This is a genomic window from Limnobacter sp. (assembly GCF_046297615.1).
Classification (GTDB): Bacteria; Pseudomonadota; Gammaproteobacteria; order Burkholderiales; family Burkholderiaceae_B; genus Limnobacter.
Genome location: NZ_JBKBHM010000005.1, coordinates 233718 through 253992, shown reverse-complemented (window position 1 = coordinate 253992; position 20275 = coordinate 233718). Strand labels below are relative to the sequence as shown.

Genomic DNA, 20275 nt, shown 5'->3' with positions numbered 1-20275 from the left:
GGGTGGGGTTTGAACACATTCCTTTTTGAGGTCAACCATGTACGCGGTCATAAAAACCGGTGGCAAGCAATACAAAGTTGCTGCTGGCGAAAAACTGAAAGTAGAACAGATACCTGCAGACATTGGCCAAGAAATCTCTTTGGACGAAGTGCTTGCCGTGGGTAGCGGCGACACCGTCAAGGTGGGTACTCCACTGGTTCAAGGGGCTTCGGTCAAGGCTGTTGTTTTGGCACACGGTCGTCACGACAAAGTGAAGATCTTCAAGATGCGTCGTCGCAAGCACTACCAAAAGCGTCAAGGCCATCGCCAGAACTACACACAAATCCAGATCCAGGCCATCAACGCCTGATTGCGGGAGAATGAACCATGGCAAGTAAGAAAGGCGGCGGCTCTACGCGCAACGGTCGTGATTCGGAAGCCAAACGACTGGGTGTTAAGGTGTTCGGTGGCCAGGCCATCAGCGCCGGCGGCATCATCATTCGCCAGCGTGGTACTCGTTTCCACGCCGGTGACAACGTGGGCATGGGCAAAGACCACACCCTGTTTGCACTGACCGATGGTCAGGTGCAGTTCTCGGTCAAGGGCGCGCTGCGTCGCAAGACCGTGAGCGTGGTGTCCAGCGAAGGCTGATCCCCACTGACTGGCGCCTCCCGCAGGCCTGACGTTTGCCGGGTGCGCCAGTGAAATTCCAATAGCCCTGCCTTGCAGGGCTATTTTTATTCCGGATTGGGCATTTTCATGAAATTCATCGACGAAGCCACGATTGAAGTGTTTGCAGGCAAGGGCGGTAATGGCTCGGGCAGCTTTCGTCGTGAAAAATTCATTCCCAAAGGTGGCCCCGATGGTGGCGATGGTGGCCGTGGCGGCAGCATTTTTGCCGAGGCCGACCGTAACCTCAACACCCTGATCGATTACCGCTTTTCGCGGCAATATCGGGCCAAGAACGGCGAAAATGGCCGAGGTTCCGATTGTTACGGCGCGGCGGCGGACGACATCGTTCTGAAAATGCCTGTGGGTACTACCATCATCAACGACGACACGGGGTTGGTGGTGGCCGACCTGACTGAGCACGGCCAGCGCGTCATCTTGGCCCAAGGCGGGGACGGCGGTTTAGGCAACATCCATTTCAAGAGCAGCACCAACCGAGCACCCAAGCAGTTCACCAAGGGCAAGGACGGCGAACAGTCCCGCCTGCGTCTCGAACTGAAGGTGCTGGCCGATGTGGGCCTGCTGGGCATGCCCAATGCGGGCAAGTCCACCCTGATTGCGGCGGTGTCCAATGCGCGGCCCAAAATTGCGGACTACCCGTTCACCACCCTGCACCCCAACCTGGGCGTGGTGCGCCTGGGCCATGCCCAAAGTTTTGTGATTGCCGATGTGCCCGGCCTGATTGAAGGCGCGGCAGAAGGCGCTGGCTTGGGCCATCAGTTTCTCAAACACTTGAGCCGCACGCGTGTGTTGCTGCACTTGGTGGACCTGGCCCCGTTTGACGAGGCCGTGGACCCTGTGCGCGAGGCGGTGGCCATTGTGAATGAATTGAGAAAATACGATGAGGACCTGCACGCCAAGCCCCGGTGGTTGGTATTGAACAAAATCGACATGATCGCCGATGATGAGCGCCAATCAAAGGTGGATGAGTTCGTTAAGCGCTACACTGAGGCCACAGGCTGGGCCGGGCAGGTGCATGCCATTTCCAGCTTGACCGGGGAAAACACCCAGTTGCTGATGCGGGCGGTGTACGAACAACTGGTGCAGCAATTGAATGCGGAACATCCGCCCGAGCCGGATGTGCGTTTCCGCGAGGACGACACAGGGGAATAAGCGGCATGGCCGAGCAGAATCAAGCCAACACCGGCGCCCAAGCCTTGCTGGGCAAGCGTTTGGTCGTCAAGGTGGGCAGTTCGCTGGTGACCAACGGTGGTCAAGGCGTGCACATGGAATCGATCAATGCATGGGCTGCGCAAATTGCCGACATGGCGCAGTCGGGTTGCGAAGTGGTTTTGGTGTCCTCCGGGGCCATCGCCGAGGGCTTGAAGCGTCTGGGTTGGGCCAAGCGTCCCAAAGAAATCAATGAGTTGCAGGCGGCCGCAGCCGTGGGCCAAATGGGTTTGGTGCACGCCTATGAAATGGGGTTTGCGCAGCATGGCATCACCTGTGCCCAGGTGTTGCTGACGCATGCCGACCTGGCGGACCGGGCCCGTTACCTCAATGCCCGAAGCACGCTGACCACCTTGTTGCATCACAAAGTGGTGCCCATCATCAATGAAAATGACACCGTGGTCACCGATGAAATTCGCTTCGGGGACAACGACACTCTGGGCGCTTTGGTGACCAACCTGGTCGAAGCCGATGCCTTGATTATCCTGACCGACCAAGTGGGTCTGTTCGATTCCGACCCCCGCAAGAACCCCAACGCGCGCTTTGTGCATGAGGATGTGGCTGGCAACCCCGAGCTGGAAAAGATGGCTGGGGGAGCTGGGTCCAGCGTGGGCACCGGCGGCATGATCACCAAAATTCTGGCGGCCAAGCGTGCAGCACGCAGCGGTGCGGCCACCGTCATTGCCAGTGGCCGCGAGCCCAATGTGCTGGTCAGGCTGATGAAGGGCGAGTCAGTGGGCACCTACCTCAAGGCCCCGCTGGGCCGCTTGGCCGCACGCAAGCAGTGGATGGCCGACCACCTGAAAATGAAGGGTGCTTTGCTGCTGGATGCAGGCGCCGCCGACGCGCTTCGCACACGCAAAGGCAGCTTGTTGCCCATCGGGGTGACCGGCGCGCAGGGCCAGTTTCAGCGCGGTGACGTGGTGGCCTGCCTCAGCCCAGAAGGTATTGAAGTGGCGCGGGGGCTTGTGAATTATTCTGCCGCTGAGGTGAACAGCATTGCAGGGCAACCGACGGGCGCCATTGAGTCCATCCTGGGTTATCTGGACGAGCCAGAACTGATTCATCGCGACAACATGGTGGTGTTGGGCTAAGCTGGGGCTTCCGGTTCCAGCGCGAGTGCCGCGCATCAGAGGAGGACGGATGACCCTCAGCACTTGGCGTCAGCGTGGACAAACCCTTCACTGGCGTGACTTCTCGATTTTCTATCGCGATTCCGCTGCCGACGCTCCCTCAGCGTTGCGCAAGCCCGTGCTGTTGCTCATCCATGGGTTCCCCACCTCCAGCCTCGATTTTGAACCGGTGTGGCCCCGGTTGGCCGAGCAGTTTCGGCTTGTGGCCTTTGACATGCTGGGCTACGGCTGCTCCGACAAGCCTGCCCGTTGGCAGTACAGCATTGCCCAGCAAGCGGACATCGCCGAAGCCTTGATGGTTCACCTGGACATTGGCCGGGTCAGGCTCATCACTCACGACGTGGGCGACACTGTGGGCCAGGAATTGCTGGCCCGTTTCAATGCCGGCCAGTTGGGTTTTCACATGGAGCAATTGGTGTTGCTGAACGGCGGCCTGTTTCCTGAAACCCACCGTGCCCTGCCGATTCAGCGTCTGTTGCTCAGCCCGGTGGGGCCCTTGCTGTCGCGGTTCACCAATTACCGGAAGTTTCGGGAAAGCCTTCGCAATGTGTGTTCCGAGGGTCTGCAAGAGAAGGACATTGAAGACGCCTGGGCACAAATGACCTTGAACGACGGTCATCGCCGTTTTCATCAATTGATTCGTTACATTCAGGAGCGGCGCGACAACCGCAGCCGCTGGGTAGGTGCCCTGCAGCAGGCCCGATGCCCATTGGCCGTGATTGATGGGGTGGAAGACCCGATTTCAGGCGGCCACATGGTGGACCGGTTTGAAGAGTTGGTGCCAGGGCACCCCACGGTGCGCCTGGCCGGCTTGGGGCATTACCCCCACCTCGAGAACCCTCAACGTTTCATCGAGGCTTTGGCCAGTGTCTTGCCCCAGCCCAATGGCCTCTGATGAGGCCGGGCTGTGAGGCTTAGGCCGCTACAGCAGTGGCCTTGCTGGCCAAGCGGCTGCGAACCGCCTGTTTGACCGCCTCGTTGGGTTCACGCATGGTTTGGTGAACCTTGGCGACAAAAGCGTCAATGTCGTTCAGGTAGGCGCTGTTGTCGTGCATCCAGGGGTGGAAATCAGCCCGGAAGTAGTCGAAAAAGTCGCCCAGCGCCTTGCGGAAAATACCCTCTTTGCCCACCAGAATGCGGGCCACAGCACCGTAGCCTTTCAGGTGCTTGCCTTTGGTGTTGGCATCTGCAAACACCAAACGGGCGTGGAAGTAGGCAACTACAGGCCAGAAAATAATGGAGGCCAGCACCATGCCAAAGCGGCGAATGAAGCGGTTGTAGACGTTGTCAGGCATCACCTCGTTCCACACGTCGTAGGCCACGGCCTTGTGCTCGGTTTCTTCATAGGCGTGCCACTGCCACACCTGGCGGAACCCTTCATCCGACTTTGTGCCGGTCACGTTCGGGTCTGACAGCACGGCATTGGCCATGATGGCGGTGTAATGTTCCAGCGCAATGGTGCCAGCCAGGGCCATTTTGTTACCCAACACGCCTTTCAGTCCGCCAAGCAGTTTCCACAGCATCCGGTCCAGTTCCAGCGCGGGCACGCCAGTGCGGTCCATCATCTCGTTGTATTCCTCGTGCTCGCGGCTGTGAAGCGCTTCCTGGCCAATGAAGGCGGTGATGGCCTTCTTCAGGTCAGGGTCTTTCACCTGATCCTTGTACGCGCGCACAGAATCCATGAACAGGCGTTCGCCCGCAGGGAACAGCACAGACAGGGCGTTGAAAAAATGGGTTACATGAGGGCCCATTTCATGCCAGTCGTTGACGCGTGCCTCGTTGAGGTTGATCTTCACGTCGCGGCGCACGGGAATGATTTTCTTCATGTCGGAAACTCCTCCGGATGGATCGTTGTGATTATCTTGACATTGGCTAATGTATCAATGAGTTTCGACATTAACAACTGTAAACACCGAGTTCCTTCTCTAAATTCAAACGAATGTTTGATTTTTGCCTCAACAAAAAACGCACGCCTTGTTTCAAGACGTGCGTTTTTCATAGACCGAAGGATTCAGGCCACAGGCCCTTGTTGATCGGTGCCCGGGTCGGTACCGGCGGGTTCAACTGACCGGTTTTTGACTTCCCAAATGTCGCCTTTCGGCTGTCTCCTGGGGTCATTGCGCGAAAACAGCAATTTCGCCAATTCACCCAGGGCCTGTTTGTACACTTCCCGCTTGAACTCAATCACATTCTCAAGCGGAACCCAATACTCGTTCCAACGCCAGGCATCAAACTCGGGGTGGTCGGTGGCCCGAAGGCTCACGTCGCTGTCCCGTCCAACCAGCTTCAGCAAGAACCAGATCTGTTTCTGGCCTTTGTAACTGCCGCGCCATTCCCTGCGTATCCAATGGTCAGGAACGGTGTAACGCAACCAGTTTCGGGTTCTGCCGATGATCTCCACATGCTCGGGCAACAAGCCCACTTCCTCATGCAGCTCGCGGTACATTGCTTGCTCCGGGGACTCACCATGTTTGATGCCGCCCTGCGGAAACTGCCACGAATGTTCGCGAATGCGCTTGCCCCAAAAAACCTGCTTTTTGGAGTTGGTCAAAATAATGCCGACGTTGGGACGGTAGCCTTCTTTATCCAGCATACGCGCCCCGTTACAAATCACATTTCAACCTCATTATAAGCACGCGGCTGTGTTTGTACACCGGGGGCACGGCGGGCTGGCTGGATAAACGTAAAATAGGGCCCTCGTGTAAACCCCGATTGAGAGCAGCCCATGCGCGCCACCCAGTACTTCATCACCACACTCAAAGAGGCCCCCGCCGACGCAGAAATCGTCAGTCATCAACTGATGATGCGTGCAGGCCTGATCAAGCGGCTGGCTGGTGGCATTTATACCTACATGCCCATGGGTTTGCGCAGCATTCGCAAAGTTGAAAACATTGTCCGTGAGGAAATGAACCGGGCTGGCGCCATCGAGCTGTTGATGCCCGCCGTACAGCCCGCCGAGCTGTGGGAGGAGAGTGGACGCTGGGTGAAATACGGCCCGGAGTTGTTGCGCCTGAAAGACCGCCACAACCGGGATTTCGTGATCGGACCCACCCATGAGGAGGTGATCACCGACGTGGTTCGCAAGGACGTCAAAAGTTACCGCCAACTACCGGTCAACCTGTATCAAATTCAAAGCAAGTTCCGCGATGAAATTCGCCCCAGGTTTGGCGTGATGCGTGGCCGTGAGTTCGTGATGAAAGACGCTTACTCCTTCGACCGCGACCAGGCTGGCGCCCTCAAAACCTACGACGCCATGTACGCCGCGTACCAGCGCATTTTCACCCGTCTGGGCTTGAATTTCCGCGCTGTGGCGGCGGACACCGGATCGATCGGTGGCAACCGCAGCCATGAATTCCACGTGATTGCCGACACCGGTGAAGACGCGATCGCATACTGCCCCGATTCCGACTACGCCGCCAACGTAGAACTGGCTGAAGCCGTGTGTTCGGCCACACGCCCTGCAGCGGCCCAAACCATGAACAAAACCCACACGCCGGGCCACTCAAGCTGTGAAGCGGTGGCTGCGTTCCTGGGTTTGCCCTTGACCCAAACCGTGAAGTCTGTGGTGTTTGCCAATGAGGTGCCGGTGGAAGGCAAGGTGCAGGTGGAGCTGATTCTGGCCTTGGTGCGTGGCGACCATGAGGTCAACGACATCAAGCTGGGCAAACTCCAAGGTGTGCGCGATTTGCGCTTGGCCACCGAGGCCGAAATAACGGCGGCCTTTGGCACCAAGCCGGGTTACTTGGGGCCTGTGGGTGTGACGGGTGTGCGGGTGGTGGCTGACCGTACTGTGGCTGCAATGGGTGATTTTGTGTGCGGGGCCAACGCCGCAGACTACCACTTGACCGGTGTGAACTGGGGCCGCGATGTGGCCGAACCCGAGGTGGCCGACATTCGCAACGTGGTGGAAGGCGATGCTTCGCCCGATGGGAAAGGTGCGTTGGCCATGTGCCGGGGCATTGAGGTGGGCCATGTGTTCTACCTGGGCACCAAGTACTCAGAGGCCATGAATGCTTCGTTCCTGGAAGAAAACGGCCGACCCACCTTCTTTGAAATGGGCTGTTACGGCATTGGTGTGACCCGTATTCTGGGGGCAGCCATTGAGCAGAATTTTGACGAACGGGGCATTGTCTGGCCCGCCAGCATGGCCCCGTTTGAAGTGGTCCTGTGCCCGATTGGTTACAAGAAGTCGGAGCAGGTGAAAACCCAGGCCGATTCGCTCTACCAAGCCTTGCAAGGTTTGGGTGTGGACGTGATTCTGGACGATCGTGACGAACGGCCCGGCGTGATGTTCGCTGATTGGGAATTGATTGGTGTGCCGCTGCGTGTCACCTTGGGTGACCGTGGTCTGCAAAATGGTGTTGTGGAGTTCCAGTCCCGTGATGGACGAGTTGAAAAGCGCGATGTGGCAGTCGCTGACATTGTGGGACAGGTGCAGAGCGAGCTTCGTGCGCGTTTGGCTGTCTAAAGCCCTGTTGGGTTGTGTGGTGTGGCTGGCTGACCCGGTGTCGGCCAGTCAGCAGTACGAGCCCATGGCCGACAATGTGCGCCTGGCCTTGCGCACCGCGTTGGGGGACGAGCGGCCGCTTAACCCCATTTTCGATTCCACCGAACATCGCCTCGATTGGCTGGCTCAAATGTCGCGCCGGCTGGCGCGGCGAGTCCCGCATTTTGGTCAACGCATTGAGTTGATCAAACTCATCCGGTACGAGGCCCAGCGGGCGGGGTTGGACCCTCAATTGGTGTTTGCGCTCATCGAGGTGGAAAGCAATTTTCGGGATGATGCGGTCAGTTCAGCGGGTGCCATCGGTTTGATGCAAGTGATGCCATTTTGGACTGACTTGCTGTCCAATGGCCGCCCAAGCCAGTTGTTTGACCCCCGCGTCAATGTGCGTTATGGGTGCTTGATCCTTCGGCACTACCTGGACATTGAGCGTGGCAACCTGGACCGTGCGCTGGGCCGTTACAACGGCAGCTTGGGCAAGATGACCTACCCGAACATGATTTACGACCGACTGGACCGCAACTGGGGCTACCGCTTTGTGTCGGCATCGCCCCCAAGCAAACCGCCGAAAGCGGTCAAGCCCTAGGGCTGAGGTTCCTCAGCCAAACGGGAAGCCGCCACCGGGGGGCATGCCGCCGCCGGGGGGGAAGCCTTTGGAGCCGCCCATCTTGCGCATCATCTTGGCCAGCCCGCCTTTCTGCATGCTCTTCATCACGCCGCGCATTTGCTCGAACTGGGCCAGCAGGCGGTTCACTTCCTGCACCTGAACGCCTGCACCGGCCGCGATGCGGCGTTTGCGTGATGCCTTCAGAATGTCGGGCTTGGTGCGTTCTTCCCGGGTCATCGACAAAATGATGGCCTCGGTGCGCTTCACCTGTTTGTCTGCCGCGTTGGCGTCCACCTGGCCAGCACCTTTCATGAGTTGGCTGGGCAGTTTGTCGATCAGGCCTTGCATGCCGCCCATTTTTCGCATTTGGGTGATTTGCGCCAGAAAGTCGTTGAGGTCGAAGCTTTTGCCGGACTTCAGTTTTTTGGCCAGCTTCTCGGCCTCGGCTTGGTCGATGCCTTTTTTGGCCTCTTCCACCAGCGACACAATGTCGCCCATGCCCAGAATTCGGCTGGCCACACGGTCTGGGTGAAAGCGCTCGAAGCCAGTGAGCTTTTCGCCCACACCCATGAATTTGATCGGTTTGCCAGTGATCTGCCGCACGGACAAGGCCGCGCCGCCTCGGGCATCACCGTCCATCTTGGTCAGCACCACGCCGGTTAAGGGCAGGGCTTCATTGAAGGCCTTGGCGGTGTTGGCAGCGTCCTGCCCCAGCATGGCGTCAATGACAAACAGGGTTTCGGTCGGGTTCAAGGCCGAGTGCAAGGCCTTGATTTCGTTCATCATCACTTCATCAATGCCCAGCCGGCCTGCCGTGTCCACCAGCAGCACATCAAAGTACTGGCGCTTGGCGTGGTTCAGGGCGTCCAGCGCGATGTCCACTGGCTTCTGGCTGGGGTCTGAAGGAAAGAATTCGGCACCGGCTTGGGCGCTGACCGTCTTGAGCTGTTCGATCGCCGCGGGGCGGTACACGTCCGCCGATACGGTCAACACTTTCTTCTTGTGGTTTTCTTTCAGGTACTTGGCCAGCTTGCCGGTGGTGGTGGTTTTACCCGCACCTTGCAGGCCCGCCATCAGCATCACCACCGGGGGCTGGGCCGCCAGGTTGATGTCTTCGGTTTTTTCGCCCATCAGGCGGGTCAACTGCTCGTTGACAATGCCCACCAGCGCTTGGCCCGGGGTCAGGCTGTTGAGCACTTCCTCGCCCAAGGCCCGCTCTTTCACCTGGTTGATGAATTCCTTGACCACAGGCAGGGCCACGTCGGCCTCAAGCAGGGCCAGACGGACTTCCCGCAGCATCTCCTGCGTGTTGGACTCGGTGATGCGCGCTTCGCCCTTGATGTTTTTGACAACTTTGGCCAGGCGGTCAGAAAGGTTTTCGAACATGAATGTGAACCCGCGAATCGAGTAAACTGGTTTGATGAACAACACACTATTGTACGCGCTCACTGTGCCTCTGCTGGCCGCTTCGGGTGGATTGGCTGCCGCGGGTGTCTTTGGCCGTTGGGCTGCGCCCGGCTGGTTGACGCGCGGTCTGGCTGGCTTGGCTTTGGCCTGCGCTGCATTCGTTTTGGGTCAATCCCTGTTTCAACCCGACGGCCTGCATTTCGGGTTTGTCATCGGGCTGATGTGCGTCAGCTGGCTGGCCGCGCTGGTGGCCTTTGTCGAAGGTTTTTTCAATCGGGTACCATTGCTGGACATGCTGGTGTACGGCATTGCAGCCCTCGTGTTTTTGCTGCCCGGCGTGTTGGGTAACGACCCTGCCATTCGGATGGCCGGTGACCAATTGTTCCAACTCCACTTGTTGATTGCCCTGGCGGCCTACAGCTTGCTGGGGCTGGCCGCAGGGCATGCGCTGGTGATGCATGTGCAGGAGAAATCGCTGCACAGCCTGATGAAAACCACGCGCCCCCAAATGGCGCTTCGTGAACGCCTGCTGGACCAATTGCCCCCGCTGATGGCCATGGAAGCAACTCTGTTCCGCCAGTTGTGGGCGGGTTTTGTGCTGCTCAGCCTCACCCTGTTGACCGGCTTCGTGTTCTCAGACCAATGGTCGGGCTCGGTCGGGCACCTGAACCACAAAACCATTTTTTCAATCCTTAGTTGGGTGTTGCTGGCGGTGCTGCTGGCGGGCCGTGTGGTGTTGGGCTGGCGGGGGAAGGTGGCTTTGCGCTGGTGCTTGGCCAGTTATGGGGTGTTGCTGCTGGCCTATTTCGGTACGCAGTTTGTTCTTGAATATGTGCTGAAGCGGGTGGCCTGACATGGGGCGTGTGTTGTTCTTCGTCGTGCTGGGCCTGGTGGCCTGGGTGTTCTACAAGGCTTGGGTTCGGCGTTCACAGCCGGGCCCCAAGGTGGGTAAAACTCAAGATCAGCCCGGTTTGAGCCGTAAAACACAGGAGGAGATCCTGGCGTGCCAGCACTGCGGTGCCTACACGCCGCTGTCTGAAGGTGTGATGCTGCAAGGCCGCTTCTATTGTGGCTTGGAACATGCCAAGGCCTCGGGAGAGCGGGTGCTTTGAGCGTGCGCCGTTCAGGCTGTTCGACTTAAGCGGACCAGGAGGGCCCAAGCATGTGGTTCGATGACGATGGCTGGTTGAAACACGACTGGGTGCAACGCCAGCCCAGCCCCAATTACGACACTCGCCCCTTGGGCACCCGAATTGATACGGTGGTGGTGCATTGCATCAGCTTGCCTGAGCGGGGGCGCAGTCGCCAGTTCATTGAAGACCTGTTCCTGAACCGCTTGGACACCTCGGCACATCCCTCTTTCGCTGAGTTGCAGGGCTTGCATGTGTCCTCTCATTTTCTGATCGACCGTGATGGTTCAGTGGTGCAGTTTGTGGGTTGTGAAAACCGGGCGTGGCATGCAGGGGTGTCCTCCGGTTTTGGGCGGACCAATTTCAACCATTTTTCCGTGGGTATCGAGCTGCTGGGGGACGTCTACTCCCCATTCGAGGTAACCCAAATTCAGCGCTTGAAGCAGTTGATTGTGGAGCTCAAGAAAAGTTATCCACTGCGTTATGCAGCAGCCCACAGCGAAATTGCACCCGGTCGAAAAACCGACCCCGGCCCATTTTTCGACTGGAAAGGAATCCGCAAATCAACCACTTATGAGTTAGACCTCTGAGTGCACCGAAAACCGCCGAACCCGGCGGTTTTTTTTCGTCCGAACTTGTCCACACGTTCTCCCAAAGTTGTCCACAGCCCCGGGATACCCCCCAAAAAAAGGGTTTGCCAAAATGGAGTGGGACTACTAGAATTAGGTGGAATTCGAAAACAAACCACAACATCTTGTGGTCGGGTCCAAAGTGCTTCAATCTCAAAAAAACGGCGCGGGCCCATCAGTTCCTGTAGTGCATCCTAAAAATAAACACCCACACCCAACGCTTGTTCCAGGAGAAAAGTGCATGCAAACCAGCCACGATACCTCTGCTTTGGCGATCAACGCACCACTGGCCGACCTGCCCGCCGACACAGCGGCCGCAGCCACCAGTGAAGCCAGTGCGTATGCAAATTACAAAATCATTCGCCGCAACGGAGCCGTGGTGGGCTTTGAGCCCAGCAAAATTGCAGTGGCCATGACCAAGGCCTTCCTGGCCGTCAATGGCGGCCAAGGCGCAGCCTCGGCCCGTATCCGTGAATTGGTGGAACAACTTACCGCTGGCGTGGTGAACGCCTTGGTGCGTCGCCAGCCTTCCGGCGGCATTTTCCACATTGAAGACATTCAGGACCAGGTTGAGCTGGCCCTGATGCGCTCTGGCGAGGCCGAAGTGGCCCGCGCCTACGTGCTGTACCGCGAGCGCCGTGCCCAAGAGCGCGCCGCCAAGCAGGTGGAACAAGCCACCCAGAACCAGTTGAACGTGGTTGATGGCGACATCACCAAGCCTCTGGATGTGGCCCAACTCAAGCAACTGATTGAATCGGCTGCAGTGGGCCTTGAGGCAGACACCGAACACCTGTTGAAAGAGACGCTGAAGAACCTGTACGACGGCGTGAAGATTGACGAGGTTTACAAGTCCGCCATTCTGGCCGCCCGCGCCATGATTGAAACCGAGCCCAGCTACACGCTGGTGACCTCGCGCCTCTTGCTGCACACCATCCGCAAGGAAATTGTGGGCCGTGAAATCGCTCAGGATGAAATGGCTGAGGTGTACCCCGAGTACTTCCCCCAGTTCATCCGCAAAGGGGTGGACGCCGGTTTGCTCGACAACCGCCTGTTGCAGTTCGACATGAAAAAGCTGGGTGCGGCCCTGAAGTACAAGCGCGACTTGCAGTTCGATTACCTGGGCCTGCAAACCCTGTACGACCGTTACTTCCTGCACGTGGACGGTACCCGCATTGAAATGCCCCAAGCGTTTTACATGCGTGTGGCCATGGGTTTGTCACTCAACGAAATTGACCGTGAAACCCGCGCCATCGAGTTCTATGAAATTCTGTCGACCTTCGATTTCATGAGCTCAACACCCACGCTGTTCAACAGCGGCACCATCCGTTCGCAATTGTCCTCTTGCTACCTCACCACCATTGGTGACGACCTGGACGACATTTACGAAGGCATCAAGGAAAACGCGCTGCTGTCCAAGTTTGCCGGTGGTTTGGGCAACGACTGGACACCTGTTCGCGCCTTGGGCAGCCACATCAAGGGCACCAACGGCAAGTCCCAAGGCGTGGTGCCGTTCCTGAAAGTGGTGAATGACACTGCGGTGGCGGTGAACCAGGGTGGCAAGCGCAAGGGCGCAGTGTGTGCCTACCTGGAAAGCTGGCACCTGGACATTGAAGAGTTTCTGGAGCTGCGCAAGAACACCGGCGATGACCGCCGCCGCACCCACGACATGAACACCGCGAACTGGATTCCCGACCTGTTCATGAAACGTGTGATGGAAAATGGCGAGTGGACCCTGTTCAGCCCGTCCGATTGCCCCGACCTGCACGACCTGTACGGCAAGGATTTCGAAAAAGCCTACGTGGCTTACGAAGAGCGTGCCGCCCGTGGCGACCTCAAGCTGTTCAAGAAAGTGGAAGCGGCCAAACTGTGGAGAAAAATCCTCTCCATGCTGTTTGAAACCGGCCACCCCTGGATCACCTTCAAGGACCCTTGCAACATCCGCAGCCCCCAGCAGCACGTGGGCGTGGTGCACTCGTCCAACCTGTGCACGGAAATTACCCTGAACACCAGCGCCACGGAAATTGCGGTGTGTAACCTGGGTTCGGTGAACCTGGTGGCGCACCTGAAGAAAAATGAAGATGGCACCCACAGCATTGACCATGACAAGCTGCGCAACACAGTGCGCACGGCCATGCGCATGCTGGACAACGTGATCGACATCAACTACTACGCTGTGGCCAAGGCCCGCAATTCCAACTTGCGCCATCGCCCCGTGGGCTTGGGCATGATGGGCTTCCAGGATGCGCTGCACGTGATGCGCAAGCCTTACGCCAGCCGCGACGCTGTGGAGTTTGCCGACGAGTCCATGGAAGCGATCTGCTACTACGCCTACGAAGCCTCGGCCGACCTGGCCAAGGAACGTGGCACCTACAGCAGCTACCGCGGTTCGCTGTGGGACAAAGGCATTCTGCCGCTGGACAGCATCAAGTTGCTGGAAGAGGCCCGTGGTGGTTATGTGGAAGTGGACATGTCCGCCCGCATGGATTGGGACAGCCTGCGCGCCAAAATCAAGGCGCAAGGCATGCGCAACTCCAACTGCGTGGCCATCGCACCGACAGCCACCATCTCCAACATCATTGGCGTGGCGGCGTCCATCGAGCCCACGTTCCAGAACCTGTATGTGAAGTCCAACCTGTCTGGCGAATTCACCATCGTGAACGAGCACTTGGTGCGTGACTTGAAGCGTTTGGGCATTTGGGACGAGGTGATGATTGCGGACCTGAAGTACTTCGATGGGTCTGTCATGAAAATTGACCGCATTCCCGAAGACCTCAAGCGCCTGTACGCCACTGCGTTTGAAATGGACCCCCGTTGGTTGGTTGAGGCAGCCGCCCGCCGCCAGAAGTGGATTGACCAGGCCCAAAGCCTGAACATCTACATGGCGGGTGTCAGTGGCAAACGCCTGGACGACACCTACAAACTGGCTTGGTTGCGTGGCCTGAAAACCACCTACTACCTGCGCACCATAGGTGCCACCCACGCCGAGAAGTCCACCCTCAGCGGTGGTGAATTGAACTCGGTGAGTGCCGATGGCGCTGGCGGTGGCTTTGCGGCAGCCGCAGGTGGTGTGGCCGCAGCCCCCAACCTGCCTGAACCTGAAATCGTCGGCAAGGTGTGCACACTGCGCCCCGGCGACGCCGGTTTTGAAGAGTGCGAGGCTTGCCAGTAAAGCGCAGAACAGCCTGGGCATGCGGGAAGCATGCCCTGCCCGGGTGGTGCAAGTTCGCTTGCCTGCCCCATTAAAAACAACCATAATGGCACTGTATAGATACACAGTGAATTGTTGAAGGAGTAACAACCATGCTGTCTTGGGAAGACGAATTCGATTCCGCCATGGGCAAACCCGCAGCCGCACCAGCCGCTGCACCCGCCATGCCTGCCATGGGTTCTATTGCCTCCGGTTTTGCCGCTGCGCCGGTAAGCCAAGGCCTGTACCAGCAAGCCGCTGCGGCCAGCACCGCCAGTGCGGCTGTGGCCAAGCCTGCCGCACCACAGACTGGTGAGTCGCGCCGCGTGAATGCCGCAGACAAACGCGTCATCAATGGCACCACCGACGTCAATCAATTGGTGCCCTTCAAGTACAAGTGGGCCTGGGAAAAGTACCTCAGCCAGTGCGCCAACCACTGGATGCCGCAGGAAATCAACATGGACCGCGATATCGCGCTGTGGAAAAGCCGCGATGGTTTGACCGAGGACGAGCGCCTCATCGTCAAGCGCAACCTGGGCTTTTTCGTGACGGCCGACTCACTGGCTGCCAACAACATTGTGCTGGGCACTTACCGCCACATCACCGCGCCTGAGTGCCGCCAGTTCCTGCTGCGCCAAGCCTTTGATGAAGCCATTCACACCCACGCCTACCAGTACATCGTGGAAAGCCTGGGTATTCCTGAAGCAGAAACCTTCAACGCCTACAACGAAGTGCCCTGCATCAAGGCCAAAGATGAATTCCTGATTCCATTCATCGATGTGCTGACTGACCCGGAATTCAAAACCGGCACACTGGAAGCCGACCAGACTTTGCTGAAAAGTTTGATTGCCTTTGCCTGCATCATGGAAGGCATGTTCTTCTACGTGGGCTTTGTGCAAATTCTGGCGCTGGGCCGCCAGAACAAAATGATTGGTGCTGCCGAGCAGTTCCAGTACATTTTGCGCGACGAGTCTGCCCACTGCACATTCGGCATCGACTTGATCAACACCGTGAAGCTGGAAAACCCACACCTGTGGACGCCAGAATTCAAGGAAGACATCAAGGCCATGTTCCGCAAGGCTGTGGAGCTTGAGCATGCTTACGCCGTGGACACCATGCCCCGTGGCGTGTTGGGCTTGAACTCGGCCCAGTTCATGGAGTACATGCGCTTCATTTGCAACCGCCGATCCAACCAGATTGGCTTGGGCACCCTGTACGAAGGCGCTACCAACCCCTTCCCGTGGATGTCGGAAATGATGGACTTGAAAAAGGAAACCAACTTCTTCGAGCGCCGTGTGACTGAGTACCAAACTGGTGGTGCATTGAGCTGGGATTAATCGTCAATTTCACTTAAGAATGAGACTCCCACATTAAGAATGAGACTGTTTTCAATTAAGAATGAGACTAAAGAATTTTTAGTTCTCAGCAGTTATAGAAAATAAGGATTGGGCTAAATTCAGTTAAAACTGATTTAGCCCTTTTTTTAAGTTTTTGCGATGATTACGAGAAATTTATGGCAAAAAGAGAGACAACATCGAAAAAAGTTGCGACTAGCGCTTCTAAGACCCTCAGTTCGCCGAAGTCTACGAAAAATGAAAAGTCTGCTGCCGGCAGTGCCCTCGCTCAGCACAAGACTCCAAGTAAAGAAACTAGCACAAAAGCAGCTTCAGCCGCATCGAAAGTTTTGAAAAACCCTTCAGCCTCAAAGGCTGCTAAGAGTTCCGCCGGATCTTCTCTTACTCAAAAATCTGGCAGTGGCACCAACAGCGGTGGTCCTAGAAAAAGCTCTAAGAAATGAATCTTGAGAAAGCCCGAGAGTTTTACTACTTCTACACTGGAAAGACGAGCGATGTAGCTAGGCAGCTCTCTTTTGCTGCGATTGCAATTATTTGGTTATTTAGCAAACGTGATGGCGTGGAGTTTTATATCGCTTCTGACTTATTGCTCTCCCTAAAGCTAGTGGTTCTCGCCCTAGTTTTTGATTTGCTGCAATACATAATAGGCTCCTTTTTATGGGGGTTATGTCAGCGTAGCTATGAAAAGCAGGGCGTCGGAGAAGAAATTAACTTTGAGGTATTTAAATATATTAATTGGCCCACGATTTGTTGTTTTTGGTTGAAAGTTATTTTGTTGGCACTTTCATACGTGTCGCTGTTTATATTCCTTCAAGGTGTTGTAAAGGGGGTTTTATAATAATTAAGTTATAATAAAAAACAAGGTAATGATATTACGCTTGTATAAAGATGTGCCATGTTTAGACAGTATATGTTCATCAGGTATATGAGATTTGGTGGAGGTAAGACTTCAGTCGATTATATATCTAGGCATCACAAAGTATTGTATCAAGGGTTTCAAGTCGAATATACCTTGAGTTTTTTGATTACAATGCCCAGTTCTTAGATAGTAATTCAAACTTTCTATGTTTTGATCTTAGCTTATTTACGTTTAAAAAATTCGCTGGTGTGCGTCTTACGTCTGTACGATTAACCGACAACCCTTTTTGAAATTCTTCAGTGGAGATGGTAAGTGAGCAACAAGCCTGAAATCAATCTTAGGGCGGCAATTAATGCAATTTCTGACGTGATTCAGAATCGTCCAAGACCACTTCGCGAATTCGATCAAATTTACATGAAAGCTGGTGACATGGTTCTCCAGTCTGAAATTGTGGCGCGATGGGCCGACGGAAAGTCCTTGGCGTTCATCGGGGACGGTGACGCCATCAGCGTTTGTGTAGCTTATCTAAAGCGCAAAGGTATCCTTGACTATGGCCCCAAAGAAATCACAGTATTTGATTTTGATGAGCGTATCTGCAATGCAGTGACTAGATTTGCCGATGCAGAAAGGATCGAAACCCTCCGATCAGTCAATTACAACTGTCTAGAAGCGTTTCCTGAAGTTGGTTCCTTTGATTGTTTTTATACAAATCCACCATGGGGTGCTAGCAATGATGGCGCTAGCGTGCACGTCTTTATGCAGCGAGGTATGGAGGCAATCGGAAACCAGGGGGAGGGGATGATTGTAATCGCTGATGATCATGAAATTGATTGGCCGCAAGAGGTCTTGGGTACTACACAAAAATTTGCTATAGACCACGGTTTCTTTATTCAGAAAATGGTCTCCAAGGTTCACCAGTATCACCTAGACGATAGTCCTGAATTACGGTCTTGTAACCTTCTAATCAAGTCCTTGCCTTCAAATCCAGCCATATCAACTTCTGAATCGATCACCGACCCTGCGAGATTGGACCATTTCTATGGAAAAGATCAGGCGGCGAGAATCCGTTATGTCAAAGAGAAATCCCGTGTTGATTATGGCAAGGCCAATGACAGCGAGTACGAACTAGACTACTTGTGAGGAGCGAGCGATGGGTACAGTTTTAATTCCGGGTCAAGGTCTTATCTTCATGAAGGTAGGAGTGCACGCAAAAGAAAGTCTGGAAGAGATTATTGCTAGAAAGAAAAAAGAGATCGATCAGGCTGGTTTCGCGTTATGGGGTTACGGTGGCGCTACTTGTTACCCAAACTCAATGGTTCAACCGTTTGCAAAAGAGTGCGTCGCTAAGGGCCAAAAACTTATGCTTTGTATGCAAGAAATGGACTCTAAGCATTTTGCCGAGCCTGTTCGCGCAACTCACTGTTCTGTTGATGGTCGAACTTGGTCCGAGATTCATCCTGCAATAAATGTTCGTGGGTCGAGATTTGCTATGGCCATTAAATCTCTGGAGACAGAGGACTTCGTACTCCCACTCGATCATACACGCGTTGCGATTGGGCCCAATAAGGGCCGCGTCGGGGATACATATATCCGAGGTAGGGCCGACAAGGGTTGCTTCGAGTTAACGTCTGGACTGATCTCTGGAGGCCCGGTGGACTCACTATCGAAGGTAAGAATTAGTCTCGTTGCCGAGCTTTGCGAGCCTTATGCGGTCTTCCTGAAGAACCCTCCGCAGTGACCTCAAATCTCAGTTAGAGCTTCTCCAGAATTTTTCCTCAGAAAAATGATGTTGCTGGTGAGTCCTGCGATAAAATTCTCAGATGGCACTTCAGGCGAACTACACGAAAAGCAGATAGAGATGCTCTTATCAGCGTCTCTTTCTGTACACACAGCCTTGCGCAATTCGATGGCATCTAATTTTGCGAGCCAGCAAAGAAAGATTTGCTCCAGGCAAATAAACTTTTCTTTTAGCTCCTTATACGCTGATTCTTGAAGTACTTTCCCGATCCCCGTAAGAGCTCGTTTGTCCCCGGTCATCGCGTAGTTACAAGCATTGTTTACTATCATTGCACAAATGAGACTTTCTCCGGAGTCGATCGCTAACCCATGCTTTTGTGCGTGAGCTTCAATTGCTGCCGCAATTTCAATTTCAGTTTCACTTGGCTCCGCTGAGTTAAGCCACTGCATCGCGTCCGTCAATTCAGCCGTAACTTGTTGAATGCCTCGTTGGGGTGGCTTCTTTTGAAGTTTCTTTTGAAGCATGAACTTGGCTGCGCCAAGAATACTAAACTCACTGTCCGGATGAATAGGGTGCACTGAAAGGTGATTCAAGAGCCCAAATCTAGCTAGTTTGAACAAGATGTCTGTATCTAGGAAAACTTTAGTCAAGTGTTCCTCCCATAACGGCCTCTAAGAACGCCCGACTATCGTCTGTTAGAGACTCCCATTTTATTTGGGTCTTTGCAGTGCTGTTGATGAATTTCCAGACATCGTGGGGTTTTTCGTAGATTCCCTTTATCGCGGTATTTGCTACGTCCCATTCTCTTGTTGCATACCCATAACAGAGTGCCAGCGTGCCAGGTTCAATCCCAAACTCGAAGCCTTTGTCTAAGCATTGCTTGGCCAACTCGGCTGGGTTGCGACCGCTTCCAATTTTCTCGACTTCAAAGTCTGGATCTCCTGTTAGTAGCTCCAAAGCAAATCTGTCCGCAGCTAACTCTTCATTGTCAGCTTCCTCGCCAAGGCCTAGAGGGTCTTCCATGTCGATTACGGGCTGTCCATTTGTAACATGACCCAATGAGAGGTGGCCGATTTCATGCGCGAGGTGAAAGGCGGTATGACAGGGATACTTGTTATCTTTTGCCAGAAAGATTGACGGACCCCCGTCTGTGACCACAGCCATGCCGCACATCCTCTTCGCTGGTAGCGGATGGACCTTGAGGTGTACGACCGGAATATTCAAGGCCCAGCAAATTGACACCAGGTCTGCCAAGGACACGAAAGGGCTGTTTGCCAACACCGCCTTGCGCAAAACTGAAGCGCTAGCAAGCGACGTCTCCTCAGACTGAGGTGTGCCTTGAGTCAAAATGCGCGCAACAGATATACCAAACGCACATATGGCCATCTTCTCTGCTTCTGTTCCAGTAAAGTTTTTAAACTTGCCAGAATCATCCCAAAAGAAAGTTGCCTCATTGTTGATCAGCGCCCTTGGATCCAGTCCCAGTTTCCTTGAGAGCGAAAACTTCAGTTCCGCTACAGCAGAAGGTGAAGACTCCGCTTCAGGTGTCCACCACTCAGGCCAGGCGGCATCGACCGCTGCTTGGCTGTATCCAATATCTCTGGTTAGTTTTTTTCGAAAGTCCGTACTCATGGGCACCCCTTTCCGCTAACGATATTCATTCTATATCTGCGGATTTACGTTCGATTCTAAAGACTTTCGTGCTCTGCAGTAACTGGGCGATCAACTCGGCGTGCGCCTCAGATCCATCCCACACATCCTCAAGGACTTTCCGCAATTTCGGTTTTGACCAGTTTTCTCTGGTTTGCACTTTGTCTTTATTGTTGGCAATGCGGAAATAAGTGCAAA

21 protein-coding genes are annotated in these 20275 nt (G+C 55.2%); 16 read left to right on the top strand and 5 right to left on the bottom strand.

From position 1 onward, the window contains the following. Positions 1-37 precede the first annotated feature (37 nt). The 5 genes from rplU (at position 38) to ACK4FF_RS11880 (ending at position 3906) form a co-directional block, all read left to right on the top strand. Positions 38-349 (top strand): 50S ribosomal protein L21, encoded by a 312-nt coding sequence (gene rplU, locus ACK4FF_RS11900; protein WP_256764839.1) that lies wholly within the window; start codon positions 38-40, stop codon positions 347-349. Positions 350-366: 17 nt separating this feature from the next. Next, positions 367-630: a 50S ribosomal protein L27 gene (gene rpmA / locus ACK4FF_RS11895; RefSeq protein ID WP_409709374.1), complete on the top strand. Its 264-nt coding sequence runs from the start codon at positions 367-369 to the stop codon at positions 628-630. 108 nt (positions 631-738) lie between these two features. Continuing rightward, complete coding sequence (cgtA, locus tag ACK4FF_RS11890) at positions 739-1821, top strand: Obg family GTPase CgtA (RefSeq protein ID WP_409709371.1); 1083 nt, start codon at positions 739-741, stop codon at positions 1819-1821. 5 nt (positions 1822-1826) lie between these two features. Next, positions 1827-2972: a glutamate 5-kinase gene (proB, locus tag ACK4FF_RS11885; RefSeq protein ID WP_409709368.1), complete on the top strand. Its 1146-nt coding sequence runs from the start codon at positions 1827-1829 to the stop codon at positions 2970-2972. Between the two features lie 49 nt (positions 2973-3021). Further along, positions 3022-3906, top strand: a complete 885-nt coding sequence (locus ACK4FF_RS11880; RefSeq protein ID WP_409709365.1) for an alpha/beta fold hydrolase — start codon at positions 3022-3024, stop codon at positions 3904-3906. Between the two features lie 19 nt (positions 3907-3925). Here the strand turns inward: ACK4FF_RS11880 and ACK4FF_RS11875 are convergent, their stop codons facing one another. Continuing rightward, positions 3926-4837, bottom strand: coding sequence for a metal-dependent hydrolase (locus ACK4FF_RS11875; protein WP_409709362.1), 912 nt, complete (start codon positions 4835-4837; stop codon positions 3926-3928). A gap of 185 nt (positions 4838-5022) precedes the next feature. Further along, positions 5023-5604, bottom strand: coding sequence for an RNA pyrophosphohydrolase (locus tag ACK4FF_RS11870; protein WP_409709359.1), 582 nt, complete (start codon positions 5602-5604; stop codon positions 5023-5025). Between the two features lie 132 nt (positions 5605-5736). Between ACK4FF_RS11870 and ACK4FF_RS11865 the strand changes: the two genes are divergently transcribed. Further along, positions 5737-7479, top strand: coding sequence for a proline--tRNA ligase (locus ACK4FF_RS11865; RefSeq protein WP_409709357.1), 1743 nt, complete (start codon positions 5737-5739; stop codon positions 7477-7479). Further along, positions 7460-8101, top strand: a complete 642-nt coding sequence (locus ACK4FF_RS11860; RefSeq protein ID WP_409709354.1) for a lytic transglycosylase domain-containing protein — start codon at positions 7460-7462, stop codon at positions 8099-8101. The genes ACK4FF_RS11865 and ACK4FF_RS11860 overlap by 20 nt, the downstream gene beginning before the upstream one ends. A 12-nt stretch (positions 8102-8113) precedes the next feature. On the opposite strand, the gene ffh is transcribed toward ACK4FF_RS11860, so the two are convergent. Further along, entirely contained in the window at positions 8114-9508 is a 1395-nt protein-coding gene (gene ffh / locus ACK4FF_RS11855; RefSeq protein WP_409709351.1) for a signal recognition particle protein, read from the bottom strand. 34 nt (positions 9509-9542) lie between these two features. Between ffh and ACK4FF_RS11850 the strand changes: the two genes are divergently transcribed. The 9 genes from ACK4FF_RS11850 to ACK4FF_RS11810 all read left to right on the top strand — a co-directional run bounded on the left by ACK4FF_RS11850 (position 9543) and on the right by ACK4FF_RS11810 (position 18427). Further along, positions 9543-10382, top strand: coding sequence for an inner membrane protein YpjD (locus tag ACK4FF_RS11850; protein ID WP_409709349.1), 840 nt, complete (start codon positions 9543-9545; stop codon positions 10380-10382). 1 nt (position 10383) lies between these two features. Then, positions 10384-10641, top strand: a complete 258-nt coding sequence (locus ACK4FF_RS11845) for a PP0621 family protein (protein ID WP_409709346.1) — start codon at positions 10384-10386, stop codon at positions 10639-10641. A gap of 50 nt (positions 10642-10691) precedes the next feature. After that, a complete protein-coding gene (ampD, locus tag ACK4FF_RS11840) occupies positions 10692-11249 on the top strand; it encodes a 1,6-anhydro-N-acetylmuramyl-L-alanine amidase AmpD (RefSeq protein ID WP_409709343.1) in 558 nt (185 codons plus the stop codon). 280 nt (positions 11250-11529) lie between these two features. Continuing rightward, the gene (locus ACK4FF_RS11835) at positions 11530-14457 is read left to right on the top strand and encodes a ribonucleoside-diphosphate reductase subunit alpha (RefSeq protein WP_409709340.1); all 2928 of its coding nucleotides are present in this window, start codon (positions 11530-11532) and stop codon (positions 14455-14457) included. 131 nt (positions 14458-14588) lie between these two features. Then, a complete protein-coding gene (locus ACK4FF_RS11830) occupies positions 14589-15812 on the top strand; it encodes a ribonucleotide-diphosphate reductase subunit beta (RefSeq protein ID WP_409709337.1) in 1224 nt (407 codons plus the stop codon). A 176-nt stretch (positions 15813-15988) separates the two neighbouring features. Continuing rightward, positions 15989-16273: a hypothetical protein gene (locus tag ACK4FF_RS11825; protein ID WP_409709334.1), complete on the top strand. Its 285-nt coding sequence runs from the start codon at positions 15989-15991 to the stop codon at positions 16271-16273. Then, positions 16270-16668, top strand: coding sequence for a hypothetical protein (locus ACK4FF_RS11820; RefSeq protein ID WP_409709331.1), 399 nt, complete (start codon positions 16270-16272; stop codon positions 16666-16668). The genes ACK4FF_RS11825 and ACK4FF_RS11820 overlap by 4 nt, the downstream gene beginning before the upstream one ends. A gap of 333 nt (positions 16669-17001) precedes the next feature. Continuing rightward, entirely contained in the window at positions 17002-17829 is an 828-nt protein-coding gene (locus ACK4FF_RS11815) for a bis-aminopropyl spermidine synthase family protein (protein WP_409709328.1), read from the top strand. A gap of 10 nt (positions 17830-17839) precedes the next feature. Next, positions 17840-18427, top strand: coding sequence for a hypothetical protein (locus ACK4FF_RS11810; protein WP_409709325.1), 588 nt, complete (start codon positions 17840-17842; stop codon positions 18425-18427). Between the two features lie 2 nt (positions 18428-18429). Here the strand turns inward: ACK4FF_RS11810 and ACK4FF_RS11805 are convergent, their stop codons facing one another. Together ACK4FF_RS11805 and ACK4FF_RS11800 are read right to left on the bottom strand one after the other, a co-directional pair. Continuing rightward, complete coding sequence (locus ACK4FF_RS11805) at positions 18430-19077, bottom strand: hypothetical protein (protein WP_409709322.1); 648 nt, start codon at positions 19075-19077, stop codon at positions 18430-18432. Next, a complete protein-coding gene (locus ACK4FF_RS11800; RefSeq protein WP_409709319.1) occupies positions 19070-20059 on the bottom strand; it encodes an ImmA/IrrE family metallo-endopeptidase in 990 nt (329 codons plus the stop codon). The genes ACK4FF_RS11805 and ACK4FF_RS11800 overlap by 8 nt, the downstream gene beginning before the upstream one ends. Positions 20060-20275 lie beyond the last annotated feature (216 nt).

What these genes read in the sequence shown, in the direction of transcription:
- ACK4FF_RS11820 (WP_409709331.1), top strand. Translation starts at nt 16,270, where the DNA reads ATGAATCTTGAGAAAGCCCGAGAGTTTTACTACTTCTACACTGGAAAG.
- ACK4FF_RS11870 (WP_409709359.1), bottom strand. Translation starts at nt 5,604, where the DNA reads ATGCTGGATAAAGAAGGCTACCGTCCCAACGTCGGCATTATTTTGACC.
- ACK4FF_RS11825 (WP_409709334.1), top strand. Translation starts at nt 15,989, where the DNA reads ATGGCAAAAAGAGAGACAACATCGAAAAAAGTTGCGACTAGCGCTTCT.
- ACK4FF_RS11850 (WP_409709349.1), top strand. Translation starts at nt 9,543, where the DNA reads ATGAACAACACACTATTGTACGCGCTCACTGTGCCTCTGCTGGCCGCT.
- proB (WP_409709368.1), top strand. Translation starts at nt 1,827, where the DNA reads ATGGCCGAGCAGAATCAAGCCAACACCGGCGCCCAAGCCTTGCTGGGC.
- cgtA (WP_409709371.1), top strand. Translation starts at nt 739, where the DNA reads ATGAAATTCATCGACGAAGCCACGATTGAAGTGTTTGCAGGCAAGGGC.
- ACK4FF_RS11800 (WP_409709319.1), bottom strand. Translation starts at nt 20,059, where the DNA reads ATGAGTACGGACTTTCGAAAAAAACTAACCAGAGATATTGGATACAGC.
- ffh (WP_409709351.1), bottom strand. Translation starts at nt 9,508, where the DNA reads ATGTTCGAAAACCTTTCTGACCGCCTGGCCAAAGTTGTCAAAAACATC.
- ACK4FF_RS11880 (WP_409709365.1), top strand. Translation starts at nt 3,022, where the DNA reads ATGACCCTCAGCACTTGGCGTCAGCGTGGACAAACCCTTCACTGGCGT.
- ACK4FF_RS11875 (WP_409709362.1), bottom strand. Translation starts at nt 4,837, where the DNA reads ATGAAGAAAATCATTCCCGTGCGCCGCGACGTGAAGATCAACCTCAAC.
- rplU (WP_256764839.1), top strand. Translation starts at nt 38, where the DNA reads ATGTACGCGGTCATAAAAACCGGTGGCAAGCAATACAAAGTTGCTGCT.
- ACK4FF_RS11830 (WP_409709337.1), top strand. Translation starts at nt 14,589, where the DNA reads ATGCTGTCTTGGGAAGACGAATTCGATTCCGCCATGGGCAAACCCGCA.
- ACK4FF_RS11845 (WP_409709346.1), top strand. Translation starts at nt 10,384, where the DNA reads ATGGGGCGTGTGTTGTTCTTCGTCGTGCTGGGCCTGGTGGCCTGGGTG.
- ACK4FF_RS11810 (WP_409709325.1), top strand. Translation starts at nt 17,840, where the DNA reads ATGGGTACAGTTTTAATTCCGGGTCAAGGTCTTATCTTCATGAAGGTA.
- ampD (WP_409709343.1), top strand. Translation starts at nt 10,692, where the DNA reads ATGTGGTTCGATGACGATGGCTGGTTGAAACACGACTGGGTGCAACGC.
- rpmA (WP_409709374.1), top strand. Translation starts at nt 367, where the DNA reads ATGGCAAGTAAGAAAGGCGGCGGCTCTACGCGCAACGGTCGTGATTCG.
- ACK4FF_RS11835 (WP_409709340.1), top strand. Translation starts at nt 11,530, where the DNA reads ATGCAAACCAGCCACGATACCTCTGCTTTGGCGATCAACGCACCACTG.
- ACK4FF_RS11865 (WP_409709357.1), top strand. Translation starts at nt 5,737, where the DNA reads ATGCGCGCCACCCAGTACTTCATCACCACACTCAAAGAGGCCCCCGCC.